This is a genomic window from Cohnella faecalis (genome assembly GCF_003570905.1).
GTDB classification, from domain to species: Bacteria; Bacillota; Bacilli; order Paenibacillales; family Paenibacillaceae; genus Cohnella; species Cohnella faecalis.
Map to the genome: position 1 here is coordinate 251670 of NZ_QXJM01000040.1, position 16056 is coordinate 267725.

The window sequence follows — 16056 nt, forward strand, 5'->3', positions numbered from 1 at the left end:
AACAAGGTTTTGCAAGTATGCCTGTTGGCTTGTTGAAGACTATCAAGCCGCCGGCTCTTTCCCGTTTCCAACAACGACACCCGCTTTCTTCCCGTTCATAACTAACACAAGCGGTAAAGTGAGCAGCATTAAACCGCCTAGAGCTATGCACTCTTCTTTTAAGGCCATCCATTTCGCATATTCGGCAGACTCGCCCGACTGCACGATCATTTGCCAACGAACATCGTAATACACACTGAGCAACATAACGGCGAAGGAAGAAGCCAGTCGCTGAATCGTATTCGATAGCGCGGACCCTTCGTGCAAATCTTCTTCCGGCAAGGAGTTAAGTCCGATTGCGGTCACCGTCATATCGGATAATCCGTTGCCGATTCCTCTCAAGGCCATGAGGAGGAGGAGGACGAGGAAGGAAACTTCTTTCGGGACAAATGCAAAGGCCAATACCGAAACCGCAATGAACCCGATGCCATATGCGATAAATTTCAAAGACTTGCCGGAATCAACCAAGCTGCCGCCAATCCATACGAATAAGCTCGTGAATAAAGCCGTCGGAATGAACATAGCCCCTGTCACGGAAGGCGACAAATGAAACACCTCCTGAAAGATCAAAGGCAGAACAAAAATCACACCGAACATCACGGCATCCTGTATCGCGGAAATAAGGAGCGACACCGTAAACACGGGATTGCGCCGCAGCAGCTTGTAACGAATCAAAGGCTCCTCTTTGGCGTTTTCTTTCTGAATAAAGCGAACGAGCGCAGCAGCGCCTAATGCCAGCAGCAGGCACGGTACCCACCTCGGAACAGTAGGATTAGAAACCATTTGAATACCCAGACTTAGCGATGCAATGCTTAGAACCATCAGGGCAATTCCTTGAAGGTGAATGGTTTTTCTATAGGCCGGAGGGTAGCGCTTGATTTGCGTGCAGCATAGCAGGAACGAAAAAAACGCAAATGGGACATTGATCCAAAACAGGAGCTCCACCCGACCGAACTGAACAATGGCGCCCCCCAATGTAGGACCGATAGCCGGGGCGATCATGAGCAGAATGCCCCATGCGCCGACCACTCGCCCCCGCACTTCCTTGCCGTAATAATCGAACAGCAGCACGAGCGACAAAGGAATCATCAGCCCGGCCGCGATCCCATGCATCACTCGCACCAGCAAGACGACCTGCACATATTGACAGAATAAGCCGCCCACAATAGAGAACAGGCCATATAAGCCGAGGCCCAGAATATAAGTATTCTTTCTGCCGAGACGATCGACGACAACCGAAGTCAGAGGCATTGTAATCGTCATCGCCAAAATATAAAGAATAATGATCCATCCGCCGAACGCCGTCGATATGCCGTACATGCGAACGAAGCTCGGCAGCAAAATATTAAAAGCGCTGTTCGTCAAAACCAAAGAAAAGGCCCCGATCAATATGGCCAATAATACGGAATGCTTCTTGATGTCGAACGCCTTCATCCTCTATATCGCTTCGCTTCAATGGCGGAGGCGACGGATTTCTCGAAAATGGACAATACTTCCGCCGTTTCTTGCGCCGTAATCGTGAGCGGCGGCAAGAAACGAAGCACGGCCGACCTGCGGCCTCCCACTTCGATAATGAGGCCGTTCTTAAAGCAGCTCTCTTGTATCTTCGATGCGAGCTCGCCGCATGGCGGATAATGGCCGATGCGATCTTTTTGACCGTTTGGATCGACGACCTCGACTCCGATCATCAAGCCTCTTCCACGAACGTCGCCAATCTCTTCGTAGGTTGCCTTCAAGCGATTAAGCGCTTCGAAGAATTGCTCGCTGCGCGCTTTTACATTGTCGAGCACTCGGTGTTCTTTCATGTATTTTAACGTCGCGAGTCCCGTAGCCATGCCTAATTGATTGCCGCGAAACGTGCCCGTATGCGCGCCCGGCTTCCATTGGTCCAGCTCTTCTTTGTAGATAACCACCGACATCGGCAAGCTCCCGCCAATCGCTTTGGAGCATATAATGACATCCGGAACGATGCCCGCATGCTCGAAGGAGAACATGGTGCCGGTTCTGCCAATGCCTGTCTGCACCTCGTCTACGATGAGAGGAATCCCTCTCTCGGCCGTAATGCGCCGCAGCTCCCTCAACCATTCGATATCGGCCGGAATCGCTCCGCCTTCTCCTTGAACGGTCTCGATAATGACGCCGCAAGGAGAAGCGATGCCGCTCTCACAGTCGTCCAGCAAGTTCTCGATGTACTGCGTGCTGATCTTCGCGGTCATTCCTTTCCCTACGCCGAATGGGCAACGATACTCGTAGGGGAACGGCAGGAAGTGGACGTCCGGCAGCAAGCTTTGCAGATGCTGCTTCTTGCTCAAGTTGCCGCTCATGGACATCGTCGCTTGCGTCGAGCCGTGGTAGGCGCCTTGGAAAGCCAGGATGGATTTGCCGTTGGTCGCGTTCTTGACGAGCTTGATGGCTGCTTCCACGCCGTCCGCGCCGGTCGGTCCGCAGAACTGGATTTTGGCCGTGTCTCTTAGCCCCTCGGGCAAAATAGAGAAAATCTCCTCCATGAAAGCGATTTTTAGAGGAGTCGCCAAGTCCAACGTATGCAAGGGGATTTGCTTTTCCAGAACATCCCCTATCGCCGCGATAATAACGTCGTGATTGTGTCCCAGCGCCAATGTGCCCGCTCCCGACAGGCAATCGTAATAAGACTTTCCTTCCGTGTCGGTTATGATCAACCCTTTCGCTTTATCGATGACGAGCGGGAAGCGCCGCGGATACGACTTGGCGTTGGACTCTCTGTCGTTTTGCAGCTGCAAATACGTATTCTCGGCATTTATGGAAATCATCATTGAACGCTCCTTTTATTCTTCAAATAGATACTGCAAGTAACTTTGGAACACGTCTGTAGAAGCCCCTTGGAAAAAAAGGGACGGATCGATCATATCCGGCAATGCGTTGACCTCAAGAATCCCCCCGTTCTCATCGTTCAGCGGAAGACGTATATCTCGGCATCGAATATCGATACCGGCGACGTCGACCTGCAAAGCCTTGGCCGCCTCGACGGCGATATTCGCGTTGACCGCGCTAATATCCTCGGACCGATCGAGCACGATTTCGCTTATCCCGTCCGCCAGAATATTTCCGCCGGAGAACAGCTCCACTCGTTCCCCTTGTTCCAAAACAGCTTGAAGAGATTTGCCCAGCTCCTGCAAATGCATGAGCAACGACTTCGACTCGACGTCTACGGGCTGGAACGATCCGGCATCGCCTACGCTATTGCGCCGAAGCTGGTCCTCATTCAGCTTGCGGATCAGCTGCTCGATCGTCGAACGGCCATCGCCTTCGATGAACGCCGGCTTATACTCCAAGGCGCCTATTGCTTTCCCCCCAATGACCAATACGCGGAAGTCGGTGCCTTCTACATATTGCTGGATCATGACTTGCTCGCTATGAAGACGAGCCGTCTTAACGGCATTCTCCAAATCGTCTTCCCTATCGATGCGCAGGGTGACTCCGACGCTGCGGCTCGTGTCCAAGGGCTTTACGATGACCATGCGATGGGTATTCAAAAAACGGACAGCCTCTTCGCCTGCTTGGGATACAACGATGTAATCCGGCACCGGCAGCCCGCGTCTTCTTAGCAGGAGATTGGAAGCATCCTTGTTCTTGGCTAATAAACCCGCCATCAACGGCATCTTATGAGATCTGGTCTTATTAATAACAATGGTCTTGCCCCGGTATGAAAGCTCCAAAAAATCTTCGCATCCCGGAATTAACGGTTCGCACTCAATCCCCATTTCCCTCGCTTTCTTCATAATTTGTTTGTTTTGTGCGTTTTGAACCTGATATGGGTTCAAAGCAACCCCTCCCGACGACAGGCGATAAACCTGATTTTCTCGCATGTTGATAATGATATTCAATATCATTGCGTATGATTATCATATGGATTGTTGTCACGGCTGTCAATATGGTGCAACCTTGTATAATTGTGTAATGAAAAAAAGCACCTGTTTCCCACGGAAACAATGTGCTTATTCATGGTGTAATAGAGGAGGTCTGCCGATTAGCACGTAGAAACCACTTCATGCTTTATTTTGGGGCACGTCGGGCAGTAGTCTTCAGGCTCATCCGAAGCGAGGTAGTAGTAACAGCACGTTTTGCGAATGCGGATGGGCGCCTCGGAAGCTTGGGTTACCACTTTGGGGCTGTCGAATCGGGCGAACGGATTTTTCTTTTCTCCGAACAGATGGGCCGGCGCCTCCCGAATCAAATATTCGAAATCTTCCTGGACCCGGGATTTTTGAATATCGTCGACTCCCTCTCCGAACTTATTCTCATACAGCCAATAGACGTAGATAGCCGTATTTTCCCATAACACAGCCTTCGAAACAGGGCCCAGCTTGGAAAGAGAGTGCCACGCTTTGACTATATTCTCGGCGAATAAACTATGGATCACTTGATCCCGCCATTCCTTCCGACCGCCCTCTGCCGGCTGCGAGACGTTCCATTCGGTCAAGCGCATTTTCGGAAGCCATGCCCGGCCTTGATAGCTGGATTCGATATGGCAATTTTCAATGGAATAGTCCATGCCCTTGTTATATACACTCATCGCATACAGGCTCGAAGCAATAATCAAGAAGCTGTATCTCTTGGCAAAAAGCGATACGGTAGCCACACTCGACGGCGATTCGAAAATGCCCGCAACCCCGTCCAAGTATGCTCTGCACTTGTCCGGGTTCAGCAAATCGACCGCCGGCATCGAAAATTCCCTGTCCGTCGACGGTTCTATCGCCAATCGATGGTCTCTCGTCAAAACGTCGATTTCTTCCGGCTTAAACGCTAATACCATCGCTTTTTCTCCATTTTCTTCATGATAATGTCCTGCCCTTGCCGTGCGGCACGCACATCGGCGTTCCGTACAGCGGATCCTTGATTACGTTCGACTTCATGTGGAAGACCGATTCGATCATGTCTGCGGTCACGACTTCTTCCGGCGAGCCTTCGGCGAATACCTTCCGGTCCTGGATCGCCACGATATGATGCGCATAACGGCAAGCCAAGTTGATGTCGTGAAGAACCATGACGATCGTTCGTCCTTCTTGTACGTTAAGCGAATACAGCAGATCAAGCACCTCGATCTGATGCGTCAGGTCCAAATAGGTCGTCGGTTCGTCCAGCAGCACGATGTCCGTGCCTTGCGCCAGTACCATCGCAATCCAAGCGCGCTGCCGTTGCCCGCCCGACAGAGAATCCACCGTCCGCTCCGCAAGCTCCGTCAAGCCGGTCGTCTCCAGCGCATGGCTCACATGCCGCTCGTCTTCCTTGGACCATTGCTGAAGCCAGCTCTGATATGGATATCTTCCTTGCTTGACGAGCTGAAGGACAGTCAGCCCTTCCGGCGCCGAAGGGCCTTGCGGCAGCAGCGCCATCCGTTTCGCGACGTCCTTCGTGGGCAGCGTCGCGATGCTGTGACCTTCGAGCAGCACGTTGCCATCCTGCGGCTTGAGCAGTCGGGCCATCGTGCGAAGCAGCGTCGATTTGCCGCAGCCGTTGCTTCCGATCAGCGCGGTAACTTTGCCTTTGTCGATCGACAGATTCAAATCTTGAAAGACGAATTGATTTCCGTAGCATACCGATAAGTCACGAGTTTCGAGAGCGTTCAGGCGGCTCATCTCCTTTTATTACCATAAAGTTTAATCAGACAATGACGCAATGTCAACGAAATTGATAATTATTATCATTTATTTCTTGAAAATGGTTTCCTTTTCCACTAAAATAACTTAGGGCATCCAGAATCCAATCTTAGAAAAACATGGGAGGACTCAAGTTGAAACGAACCTTTTTTATTGTCATCGCGGCGGCATTGTGGCTGACGACGGGCTGTAGCTCTTCTCCGTCATCCGACCGATACATAGAGGCAGCGGAACAAACGCCCGAACCGACTCCGACGGCAAGCGAGCAGCCCGTTCAGACGGAAAGCCCGCAAGCGGAGCAGCAGCCGTCGGAATCCGGCTCTACGGAATCGGCGCAGCCGGAGCCTTCTCAAGCGGCCCCGACGCAGCAAGGCGGGAACAATGCGGAGCAACCGCCGGAGAAGACGAGCGAGCCGGCCAAGAAGCAGACCAAATCCCAACAAGTCAAGGAAGCCAAGAAGAACAACGATGCCGTAACCAAAGCCGTCACGGATTCGATTATGGACGACAGCGCGGATAAAGCGGCTGCGAACGGCCCGGAAGCGGAGCGGTTGAAAAAGTCTATCGAACAGATCCGATCGCTGGTCAAAGACTTGAAGCAGCAGACCGAAAGCAACGACGCGGCGAAAATAAAGGACGTCTCCTCCCAAATCGCGCAAGCTTGGGAAGCGATGAAAGCGGACGTAGACGCTTCCTATCCGGACATGACCGATTTTGTGCAAGAAAAGATCGGCAAATTGAACGAGCTGCAAGCCGCCGAGACGATCGATTCCAAGGCGATGCTGCAGCTTGATTACGAGCTCTACCAAGCATTCCGCCAACTGGCCGACAAAGCCGGTCTGTAATTAGTTTGACCGGATTATCTGGAAAATTATTCTTGACAGCGGCAAGACGCTCGTTTTATGATTCGTGATAATGATAATCGTTATCATAACTTAACTTTTGAAAGGTGGATTTTTACTCCCCATGATAAAATCGACATTCCGCACCATGGCCTTATGTTTATCCTTCCTGCTCGCCATCGTTTCCGTTCCGTTCGCCGCGACGGCGGCCGCAGCGCCGATTAAAGTCGTGCTCGACGGCCAGCAGCTTACCTTCGGCGTCCAGCCGCAAGTGATCAACGGCACTACAATGATTCCTTACAGCGCGGTAGCATCCAAAATCGGCGCTGCCGTAAGCTTCAATTCGCAAACGAAAAAGGTTACCGTCACGAGAGGCAAAACGACTGTCGTGCTGACGCTTAACAGCAACCAAGCGACCGTAGACGGCAAAGCCGTCACGCTCAGCACCAAAGTAATCGCCAAAAACGGCAGCACCCTCGTCCCGCTCCGCTTCCTTGGCGAAACGTTCGGCTTGTGGGTGAACTGGAACGCCGGGACGAAGACGGCAAGCATTGAAACGAAGCGTACGATTACCGACGCCATGGGCCAAAAGACGCTAACGTCTGTTCCGAAACGCGTTGTCGTCCTGTTCAACGGCATGGTCGACATTTCGCTGACGTTGGGCGTCAAACCGGTAGGCGCGGTAGAGTCGTGGGTGCAAACGCCATGGTACCACTATTTGCGGGCGGACATGGCAGGCGTCAAAAACCTCGGCAGCGAGCTGCAGCCTAACATCGAAGCGATCGTCGCTCTGAAGCCGGACCTGATTATCGGAGCGAAAACACGCCACGAGAAAATTTTAGGCCAATTGTCCGAAATCGCCCCTACTGTGCTCGTCGGTCAATTGTTCGAATGGAAGTCGAACATGGACTTGGCAGCCAAAGCGCTCAACAAAGAAGACAAAGCCGCTTCCTTCATGAACGATTGGAACAAGCGGGTCGCAGACTTTAAGGCGAAAGTTGGCAATCGCGCTAACACCGAGGTGTCGATCGTCCGCTTCTATGACGACAACAGCGCGCGCATCTACATTACCGGATTCGCCGGCTCGATTCTGGAGGAGCTTGGCCTGAAGCGTCCGAAATCGCAGCAATCTCCGGACAAAGTATTCGTCGACCTCGCTTCCCAAGAGCAAATTCCGCTCATCGACGGCGACATCATCTTCGACATCACTTCCAGCAACCACGGCGGAGACGAGTTCAAAACCCAGGACGAATGGCAGAAGAATCCGCTCTGGAGCAATCTCAAAGCCGTCAAGAATGGCAAGTACTACAAGGTGAACGATATTACCTGGAGCATGTCCGGCGGCGCGACCGCGGCGAAAATGATGCTTGACGACCTGTTCTTCTACTTCGACGTGTAAAAATCGTATATAGATCGCGACGCATGAAAGAATGGGCTATTCAGCTCATTCTTTTATGCGTCGCGGGACTGGAGCGGCAATCATGGGAAGGTTGTTTGCCGGAAGCCTCGCCAAGGGCTCCGGCCTTGCGTTAGGATTCATTGTAATGGTCGCGTTAGTATATGCCAGCATGATCTACGGATTGACACCGATTGGTTGGTCCGATGTGTACCATTCCTTCACGAATTATGACACCAGCTCGAACGAACAAGTTATCGTACAAACGGCGCGTATGCCGAGAGCATTCACGGCGGCCGCCATCGGGGCCAGCCTGGCCGTAGCCGGTTCGCTGATCCAAGGGCTGACGAGAAACCCTCTCGCCGATCCGGGCATCCTCGGAATCAACTTCGGCTCGTCGTTCGCGCTTGTATTTACCGCGACCGTGCTGTCCGTCTCCTCGCTGCCGGTGCTGACGGGAGTATCTTTCGCAGGCGCGGCGGTTGCCGCCGCAGCGGTGTACTTGCTCGGCTCGCTTGGCCGGGACGGCTTGACGCCGCTCAAAATCATCTTGGCGGGAGCCGCGCTGAGCGCGCTGTTCACTTCTTTCACGCAGGGGATGCTCGTGCTTGACGAGCAAGGCTTGAGCGAGGTTATGTTCTGGCTGACCGGGTCGGTCGCGAACAGATCCTTCGACATGCTGAAAGCCGTACTGCCGCTCATGGTTGCCGGCTGGATTGCATCGCTCTGGATCGCCAGGCATATGAACGTGCTGACGATGGGCGAAGATACGGCGCAGGGACTCGGGCAGCGGACGTTGTTCGTGAAGCTGGCCGCCGGTCTGATCATCGTGGCGCTGGCCGGCGGGTCCGTCGCTGTGGCGGGGCCGGTCGGCTTTATCGGGCTAATCGTCCCTACGATTGCCCGTCAATTCTCCGGCAACGATTACCGATGGATCATTCCGTACAGCGCGGTTCTCGGCGCGATTCTCGTTCTCGCAGCCGATATCGCGGCCCGCTTCGTCATCCGTCCGGAAGAACTGCCGGTCGGCATCATGACCGCGATCATCGGCATTCCGGTATTTATTGCGATCGCCAGAAAGGGGATCGTCAAGTAGTGAAAAATTTTACGCACGTCCGATTCGAGAAGATTCCCGTCTCTTTCTTCCTTCATAAGAAGACATTGACGGTCACGATCATACTGGCCATCGCCTGCGCAGCGGCTATGCTGCTGAGCACTTCGCTTGGGGATATGCGCATTCATCCGCTGGACGTTATGCGAACACTCTTCGGAGGGGGCACGGACGAGCATCGGCTCGTCATCCAGAAGCTCCGTCTTCCCCGAATTATCGCCGCGTTCCTCGTCGGAGCCGCGCTGGCGGTAGCCGGAGCCATTCTGCAAGGAATTATTCGCAACCCGCTTGCTTCTCCCGACATTATCGGCATTACGAGCGGCGCTTCCCTTGCGGCTGTTACATTCATCAGCTATTTGGCCGGGACGGTCAGCATCGTCTGGCTGCCGGTTGCGGCAATGGCGGGCGCAGCCGTCACGTCGATCGTCATCTACATGCTCGCATGGAGAAAGGGAGTAACGGCGATCCGGCTCGTCCTGATCGGCATCGGGATTAACTTCCTGCTCGGGTCGATAACCAAAGTGATACTCGTCAAAAACCCGATTCAAACGTCGTCGCAGGCTTATATATGGTTGACGGGGACAGTATACGGCACCGATTGGAGCATCGTATGGATGATCGTTCCATGGGTCGCCGTCTTTATCCCGCTCGCTTTCGTGTTCGCCAGAAACGTCAACGTGCTTCAACTGGGAGACGACATCGCAGCCGGCGCGGGCAGCGCCGTCCAGCGGCAGCGGTTCGCGCTGCTCATGATCAGCGTAGCTTTGGCAGGCGCGGCCGTATCGGTAGGCGGGGCCATCTCGTTCATAGGGCTCATCGCCCCCCATATGACCCGCAAGCTGATCGGGCCTTCGTTCGGCGGCGTGTTGCCGGTATCAGCCTTGATCGGCGGATTAATCGTCGTCCTCTCGGACACGGTGGCGCGAACGGCCTTCTTGCCTTACGACATCCCGGTCGGCGTGTTCACCGCCGGCGTCGGCGCTCCGTTCTTCATCTACTTGCTTTATCGCAATCGGAATTCGTAGGGCTCAAAGCAAACAAGCAATACGCCTTCAGCGCAGAGAAAGACGCTGAAGGCGTATTTGCGATATTCAAATTGGTTAGGTGCATGAGCGAATGACGAGGGTAACCCGCCACAGTTGGGCTATCAATCCGGCGCGTGAGCAAATGGCGGGAGTAACCGGCTACAGTTGGGCTATCAGTCCGGCGCGTGAGCAGATGGCGAGAGTAACCGGCTACAGTTGGGCTATCAGTCCGGCGCGTGAGCAGATGGCGAGAGTAACCGGCTACAGTTGGGCTATTGGTCTGGCGCGTGAGCAAATGGCGAGAGTAACCGGCTACAGTTGGGCTATTGGTCCGGCGCGTGAGCGAATGGCGGGAGTAACCGGCTACAGTTGGGCTATTGGTCTGGCGCGTGAGCAAATGGCGGGAGTAACCGGCTACAGTTGGGCTATTGGTCCGGCGCGTGAGCAAATGGCGGGAGTAACCCGCCACAGTTGGGCTATTGGTCCGGCGCGTGAGCGAAAAAATGATCGCAACTCCTGAGATCCAGCCATATAAACACTCTGTTACATGAAAATCCGTTAACCGCTTATTTGAAAGAAGATTTGTCGACTTTTATCGAATATAATTGTGATACTGGCCTTTAAACATTGCCTTATAGAGAGGGGATTCACAATGACTATCGATATCCTTGAACGAAATAATGTGAAAATACTCGGCAACGGAACCAAACCTATCGTATTCGCGCATGGATTCGGTTGCGATCAAGATATGTGGCGTTACATCGTTCCTAACTTCGAAAGCGACTATCGCGTCATCCTGTTCGATTACGTAGGCTCCGGAAAGTCGCAGCTTGACCATTACGACGCGAACAAATACAACGACTTGCAAGGCTATGCTCAAGACGTGCTCGAGATCATGGATGCGTTGGAGCTGAGAAATGCGATATTCGTAGGACACTCCGTCAGCAGCATGATCGGATTGCTGGCTTCAAACCGCGACTCCAAATATTTCGAACGCATCGTTATGCTCGGGCCGTCCCCTCGCTATATTAACGATCTGCCCGATTACTACGGCGGGTTCAATAGAAACGAAATAGACGAGTTGCTCACGATGATGCAAATGAATTTCATCGGCTGGGCCAGCTATCTAGCCCCGATCGCCATGCAGAATTCCGAGCGGCAAGACTTAACGGACGAGCTGGAGAAAAGCTTCTGTTCCAGAGATCCTCATATTGCTCGGCAATTTGCAGAGGTAACCTTTTTATCCGATTGCCGCGGCGATCTCCCGTTTGCACCCGTCCCTTCGCTTATTCTGCAATGCTCCGACGACAGCATCGCTCCGATCGAGGTAGGGAATTACTTGCATGCTCATCTGAAGGACAGCACGCTGCAGCTGATGAACGCCAAAGGCCACTATCCTCAATTAAGTCACCCCGAAGAAACGACAGCATTGATTAAAAATTATTTAAACAGCAACTAGGAACCGGAGGCAGTTGTTCAATGGACACTCAGCTAGATTTTGCACCTTGCGGGTACTTCTCTATCTCAAGCAAGGGAATTATTCAATCCGTCAATCAGACACTGTTGAATATGCTTGGCTACGATCGGAACGGAATGCTGGACCGACATATCGAATCCTTCCTGTCCGTCACGAACAAGCTGTTCTTTCACACGTATTTCTACCCGTTTATTCAGCTATACGGGCAAGTGAGCGAGCTGTATCTCTCTTTAAAAGCAAGCAGCCAGCTCGATGTGCCCGTGCTCCTCAACGGAGTCCGGCAGGAGCGAAACGGTGAAATTTTCATAGATTGCGTAGTAGTCGAAATGCGAAAACGGTTAGAACACGAGAAGGATATTCTCCAAACCAAAAAACGGCTGGAAGAGTTGTATCAGGCTACGAACGAAGCGAACAAAAAGCTCGAGCTCCTGCATCAAGAGTACGAAATCAAGCAGCAGGAGTTAATGAACGTCAACCATCAGTTGGAAACCATTGCATTGACCGATCCTTTGACAGGACTGAAAAACCGCAGGTTTCTCCAAGAAAGCTTGCTTACGAACATCGCCTTGTTCCAACGAACGCAATTGTCCTTTTCGCTCTTAATCTTCGATATCGATCATTTCAAATCCATTAACGATACCTATGGGCATCCCGTCGGTGATCTGGTTCTGATCAAGCTGGCGCAATTGCTCAAGGCCGAAGCCCGAGAAATAGATATCGTCGCTCGTTACGGCGGAGAGGAATTCATCCTTATCCTTCCGAACACGACCCAGGAGGACTCCTCTCGTATAGCGGAAAGATACCGTTCCAAGATCGAGGCCACTCCCATGGGAGAATACCGAATTACGACAAGTATCGGTGCAGCGACAATTACGCAAGAAGATTCGGATCAAACCCTGCTTCAAAAAGCAGACCAAGCGCTGTATTACTCCAAAGCCAACGGAAGAAATCGGGTTACTCATGCCATTGCTTTAACGTAGAGGAGGAGCACGGGCTAGAACGAAGCCGCCTGCATCTCGCCGAGCTCGAACGCTTCCCTCTCTCCGGACGGCAGCCCATCGGCGAGCGCTTCTTGCGCCCGCTCCCGAAGACGTTGCAATGCTTCCTTAACCTATTAACGCTCCGAATGCCGTTCGCGCTCCCGCCCCTAAGATAAAACCGTCAGGGGAGCTCACCCTGACGGTCCTTATCGGTTTGGATAATAAATCCATTTATTGAATAACGATCGGAAATTGAGTCTGCATGGAGCTATCAATCGTGTATTCCTGCGTCGTGTTCGGTTTTTTTATCGCAGCGCCTACCGCTTTGGTTGGAAGAACGATGCTCGCTGTGTACTCGCCGGCGGGAACCGCTCTTCCTTTGTCATCCTTCTGATCCCAGACGAGCTTCGTAAATGCGCTGCCTTGTCTCCAATAAATAGTTCCTGTCAGCGGCGCGGTTCGGAGCGTCCGGATTAATTGTTGCGAATCGCCATTTCTCTTCGTTATCTGAACCTCTAATGAAACAGGTTGACTCAAAACAATCGTATCGCTGTCGCTAAGGTTCACCATGTGAACTTTGATCTCCACCGGCTGCCCTTTTTTGACTTCATGTTCCGAGCCGATGCTCACGCCTAATGGGTTTCCGGTCATGCCGCCCGCTCCTTGTATGACGCCATCTATTTGCTCATACGTCCAAGAAGTCTCATCAACTAACCGAGCCTGCAATTTATACCCTTCGACTGGATTCACATAAGGGAAGTTCGTCTCGAACGTCGCGACTTCCCCCGCCGCCATATCGCCAACGGCACGGGAACGCAACTGAATGGGTTCCGTTACGGCCACTTGTTGATTGTCCTTATCGAGTACGGCCACGACCACCTGCTTGCCTTTCGGTATAGTCTTGTAAAACTTTACGGCTCCCGTTATTTGGGGGGTAGAAACTAAATAAGTTGGATGCTCCGCGAATTGCACGTCCACATGCCCCATGCCTACGTAACCGGCAGTATCGCGTACCGTCAAATCACGGTCGTCTACCTTAAAAATGTCGACTGACGCCCACGTATCTCCAGGCTTAGGAGCGTGGTAGTCGACCGTGCTCCCCAACTTTTCGGCGAAAACCCGAAGCGGTATGTACATGCGATTATTGTATTTCAGAACGCTGACTTCCTCGGTTCCTGTGTTATCTTTCCCATCGATGTAAAAACGCAATTCTGACGGAAAGAGAGTCGCTTTCACTTCATTCGAAACCGCAGCTACCGCAATCGATGCCCCGCTAAGCGCAAGACCGCATATCAAACCCATTATAAACCGTTTCACCGTGTTCACGCTCCTAATCTTCAAGAATATCCCATCATTGAATTTAGACGTATGAATGACGGGAAAGTTGTGAGGTACGGAACCGGGTTCCCAAACACTCGGCCTTTCGCCTATCCTTGCAGCATAAGATTGGAACCTGATCTCGGTAATATCGTATCAAAAATGGGAATGGAGTCATACAAAGCGAGGTGCGGTACATTGCCAATAGAGAAACGGAAGATGGAAACCTCAAAAGGGAAGCTGCAATAATCTGTCTTTTCCTATAATCGATTCGGCGTTGCGGGCAGCGATAGGCCGAAGGAGCCTCAAGACGGAATTACGATTGTCGAAGCTTTGCGTGAGGCGCTAACTCTGGCAGGATTTGAACCCCCATTTATGCTGGTTGGACATTCGTTGGGGGATTATACGCTAATTTATATGCCCGGCTTTACCCACACGAAGTGGCTGGAATCGTCTTTTTGGAATCCAGCCATCCGAAAGATATTCACCTTAACGAGTATCAAGGAAAAGTCGTAAAAGCGATTAACAAGCTGTTCTCTATGTTCGACTCCTTGTCTCCGCATAAGCAATACAATGAAGTTCATTTTGTAAAAAGAACAGCGGCGCACACTCAGCAACTAGACCGGTTTCCTCAAATACCCGTCTATGTGATTACAGGCGGAAAAGAAAACCGGATGATGCCCGAAGAAGCTCGCAGACAACGAATGGCGAATCAATTGGAGCTGTTACTTGTTCGCTACATACACCTTCAGCAGCTTGCCCTTGACCGTTGTCGTCCTCATCGCTTCCAGTACAAGCTTGCCTTTGCCGTTCAAGATATCGACGTACGTCTCCAGATCCTGAATCGCGATGATGCCGATATCGTCTGCGGACATGCCAGCGAGGTTGGAGAGGGTTCCGACGAAATCGACGGCTCTCAGCTTCTTTTTCTTACCTCCGCCAAAATACAGCTTCGTTATTCCTTGGTTCAACTGCGCGTTCTTGTCTTGCTTGAGAGTCGGCTGGGTCATTACTTTCTTCTCGAAAGCGGGCTGTCTGAGCAGCACTTCATCGGGGGAAGGCGCCTTCCTCTTCCGAATCTCAAACCCGATATAGCCTTGGATGCCGGCGAGGAACTTGTCTTCGCTTGGAATTGCGAAAGAGATCGCTTTGCCTTCCTTGCCCGCTCGTCCCGTTCGGCCGCTGCGATGAACGTAGCTTTCGTTGTCCTGCGGAAGATCGTAGTTGATTACGTGCGTGATGTTATCGATATCGATGCCTCGCGCCGCCACGTCCGTCGCAACCAGATAGCGGAATTCGCCCCTTCGGAACGCGTTCATGACCTTGAAACGATTCTCTTGGTCCATGCCTCCGTGAATCTTGCCGCAGCGCAGACCGATCGTGTCCAATTGCCGATAAATCAGATCCACTTGCTCCTGGGTTCTGCCGAAAATTATCGCGCTCTCCGGATTCTCCACGACGAGGACATCTCTAAGCAGCTTCGACTTGTCCGCATCCTTCGCAACGGCAATGAGCGAGTGGTCGATCAGACTTGTCGCGGCTCCGTTAGGCGTGTTGATCTCGATATCGACCGGATCGTTCATATAGTGATGGCACAGCTTCTCGACATCCTTCGGAAGCGTGGCGGAGAAGAGCAGCGTCGTCCGATCCTTCGGGAGCGCTTGGATAATGCTCTCCACTTGCTCGATGAACCCCATATTCAGCATCTCGTCGGCTTCGTCGATGACAAGGTAGCGGATTTTCTCCAAGTCGATCGTCCCTCTGCCAATATGGTCCAGCACGCGCCCCGGCGTTCCGACGACGACGTGGGTTTTCTGCTTAAGCTGTGCGGCTTGCTTCGCGAACGGCTCTTTGCCGTAGACGGCCGTCGCCTTGATCCGTTTGAACCTCCCGATATTCGTCATGTCCTCGCTTACCTGCAGGGCAAGCTCGCGCGTAGGCGTCAAGACCAACGCCTGCGGCTTATTTTCCTCCCATTGAACCTTCTCGCAGATCGGAATGCCGAACGCTGCCGTCTTGCCGCTGCCCGTTCGCGATTTGACCGCGATATCTTTGCCTTCGAGAACGATGGGAATAACCTTGTCCTGAACGTCCGTTGCTTCCATGTAACCAAGGCCCGCCAACGCGCGGACAATATCGTCGCTTAATTTATAGTCGTTAAAGCTTCTAGCCGTCATAAACAATCCCCTTCTATCTATGCGCCGTCGAATGCGGTTGCGCACGGTTATTAATG

At 52.5% G+C, this 16056-nt stretch carries 14 protein-coding genes; 7 read left to right on the forward strand and 7 right to left on the reverse strand.

The genetic code is table 11. From position 1 onward, the window contains the following. Positions 1-42 precede the first annotated feature (42 nt). The 5 genes from D3H35_RS22590 to D3H35_RS22610 form a co-directional block, all read right to left on the reverse strand. Complete coding sequence (locus tag D3H35_RS22590) at positions 43-1473, reverse strand: MFS transporter (RefSeq protein ID WP_119151448.1); 1431 nt, start codon at positions 1471-1473, stop codon at positions 43-45. Next, positions 1470-2831: a diaminobutyrate--2-oxoglutarate transaminase gene (locus D3H35_RS22595; protein ID WP_119151449.1), complete on the reverse strand. Its 1362-nt coding sequence runs from the start codon at positions 2829-2831 to the stop codon at positions 1470-1472. Before D3H35_RS22595 ends, D3H35_RS22590 begins: the two co-directional genes overlap by 4 nt. A gap of 12 nt (positions 2832-2843) precedes the next feature. Further along, a complete protein-coding gene (locus D3H35_RS22600; RefSeq protein ID WP_233568098.1) occupies positions 2844-3668 on the reverse strand; it encodes an ATP-grasp domain-containing protein in 825 nt (274 codons plus the stop codon). Positions 3669-4045: 377 nt separating this feature from the next. Then, positions 4046-4831, reverse strand: coding sequence for an IucA/IucC family C-terminal-domain containing protein (locus tag D3H35_RS22605; protein ID WP_119151451.1), 786 nt, complete (start codon positions 4829-4831; stop codon positions 4046-4048). A 19-nt stretch (positions 4832-4850) separates the two neighbouring features. After that, positions 4851-5645: an ABC transporter ATP-binding protein gene (locus D3H35_RS22610; RefSeq protein WP_119151918.1), complete on the reverse strand. Its 795-nt coding sequence runs from the start codon at positions 5643-5645 to the stop codon at positions 4851-4853. Positions 5646-5809: 164 nt separating this feature from the next. On the opposite strand from D3H35_RS22610, the gene D3H35_RS22615 reads away from it, so the two are divergent. The 7 genes from D3H35_RS22615 to D3H35_RS22645 all read left to right on the forward strand — a co-directional run bounded on the left by D3H35_RS22615 (position 5810) and on the right by D3H35_RS22645 (position 12506). After that, on the forward strand, positions 5810-6520 hold the full coding sequence (locus D3H35_RS22615) for a hypothetical protein (protein ID WP_119151452.1): 711 nt from the start codon (positions 5810-5812) through the stop codon (positions 6518-6520). A 121-nt stretch (positions 6521-6641) separates the two neighbouring features. Next, positions 6642-7916, forward strand: coding sequence for a stalk domain-containing protein (locus D3H35_RS22620; protein ID WP_119151453.1), 1275 nt, complete (start codon positions 6642-6644; stop codon positions 7914-7916). Between the two features lie 82 nt (positions 7917-7998). Then, positions 7999-9009 (forward strand): FecCD family ABC transporter permease, encoded by a 1011-nt coding sequence (locus D3H35_RS22625; RefSeq protein WP_119151454.1) that lies wholly within the window; start codon positions 7999-8001, stop codon positions 9007-9009. Further along, a complete protein-coding gene (locus tag D3H35_RS22630; RefSeq protein WP_233568099.1) occupies positions 9009-10049 on the forward strand; it encodes a FecCD family ABC transporter permease in 1041 nt (346 codons plus the stop codon). Before D3H35_RS22625 ends, D3H35_RS22630 begins: the two co-directional genes overlap by 1 nt. Positions 10050-10140: 91 nt before the next feature. Continuing rightward, positions 10141-10569 carry a hypothetical protein gene (locus tag D3H35_RS22635; RefSeq protein ID WP_147355921.1) on the forward strand — a complete coding sequence of 143 codons (429 nt, stop codon included), beginning with the start codon at positions 10141-10143 and terminating at the stop codon, positions 10567-10569. A gap of 132 nt (positions 10570-10701) precedes the next feature. After that, positions 10702-11508: an alpha/beta fold hydrolase gene (locus tag D3H35_RS22640; protein WP_119151456.1), complete on the forward strand. Its 807-nt coding sequence runs from the start codon at positions 10702-10704 to the stop codon at positions 11506-11508. A gap of 20 nt (positions 11509-11528) precedes the next feature. Beyond that, a complete protein-coding gene (locus D3H35_RS22645) occupies positions 11529-12506 on the forward strand; it encodes a sensor domain-containing diguanylate cyclase (protein WP_119151457.1) in 978 nt (325 codons plus the stop codon). 231 nt (positions 12507-12737) lie between these two features. Here D3H35_RS22645 and D3H35_RS22650 read toward each other — a convergent pair whose 3' ends face one another. Both D3H35_RS22650 and D3H35_RS22660 read right to left on the reverse strand, forming a co-directional pair. Beyond that, positions 12738-13823, reverse strand: a complete 1086-nt coding sequence (locus D3H35_RS22650) for a stalk domain-containing protein (protein ID WP_147355922.1) — start codon at positions 13821-13823, stop codon at positions 12738-12740. A 725-nt stretch (positions 13824-14548) separates the two neighbouring features. Further along, the gene (locus D3H35_RS22660) at positions 14549-16000 is read right to left on the reverse strand and encodes a DEAD/DEAH box helicase (RefSeq protein ID WP_119151459.1); all 1452 of its coding nucleotides are present in this window, start codon (positions 15998-16000) and stop codon (positions 14549-14551) included. Positions 16001-16056 lie beyond the last annotated feature (56 nt).

Coding starts and splice junctions, on each gene's coding strand:
- D3H35_RS22605 (WP_119151451.1), bottom strand. CDS start 4,831: ATGGTATTAGCGTTTAAGCCGGAAGAAATCGACGTTTTGACGAGAGAC.
- D3H35_RS22660 (WP_119151459.1), bottom strand. CDS start 16,000: ATGACGGCTAGAAGCTTTAACGACTATAAATTAAGCGACGATATTGTC.
- D3H35_RS22625 (WP_119151454.1), top strand. CDS start 7,999: ATGGGAAGGTTGTTTGCCGGAAGCCTCGCCAAGGGCTCCGGCCTTGCG.
- D3H35_RS22640 (WP_119151456.1), top strand. CDS start 10,702: ATGACTATCGATATCCTTGAACGAAATAATGTGAAAATACTCGGCAAC.
- D3H35_RS22600 (WP_233568098.1), bottom strand. CDS start 3,668: ATGGCGGGTTTATTAGCCAAGAACAAGGATGCTTCCAATCTCCTGCTA.
- D3H35_RS22620 (WP_119151453.1), top strand. CDS start 6,642: ATGATAAAATCGACATTCCGCACCATGGCCTTATGTTTATCCTTCCTG.
- D3H35_RS22635 (WP_147355921.1), top strand. CDS start 10,141: ATGACGAGGGTAACCCGCCACAGTTGGGCTATCAATCCGGCGCGTGAG.
- D3H35_RS22595 (WP_119151449.1), bottom strand. CDS start 2,831: ATGATGATTTCCATAAATGCCGAGAATACGTATTTGCAGCTGCAAAAC.
- D3H35_RS22645 (WP_119151457.1), top strand. CDS start 11,529: ATGGACACTCAGCTAGATTTTGCACCTTGCGGGTACTTCTCTATCTCA.
- D3H35_RS22590 (WP_119151448.1), bottom strand. CDS start 1,473: ATGAAGGCGTTCGACATCAAGAAGCATTCCGTATTATTGGCCATATTG.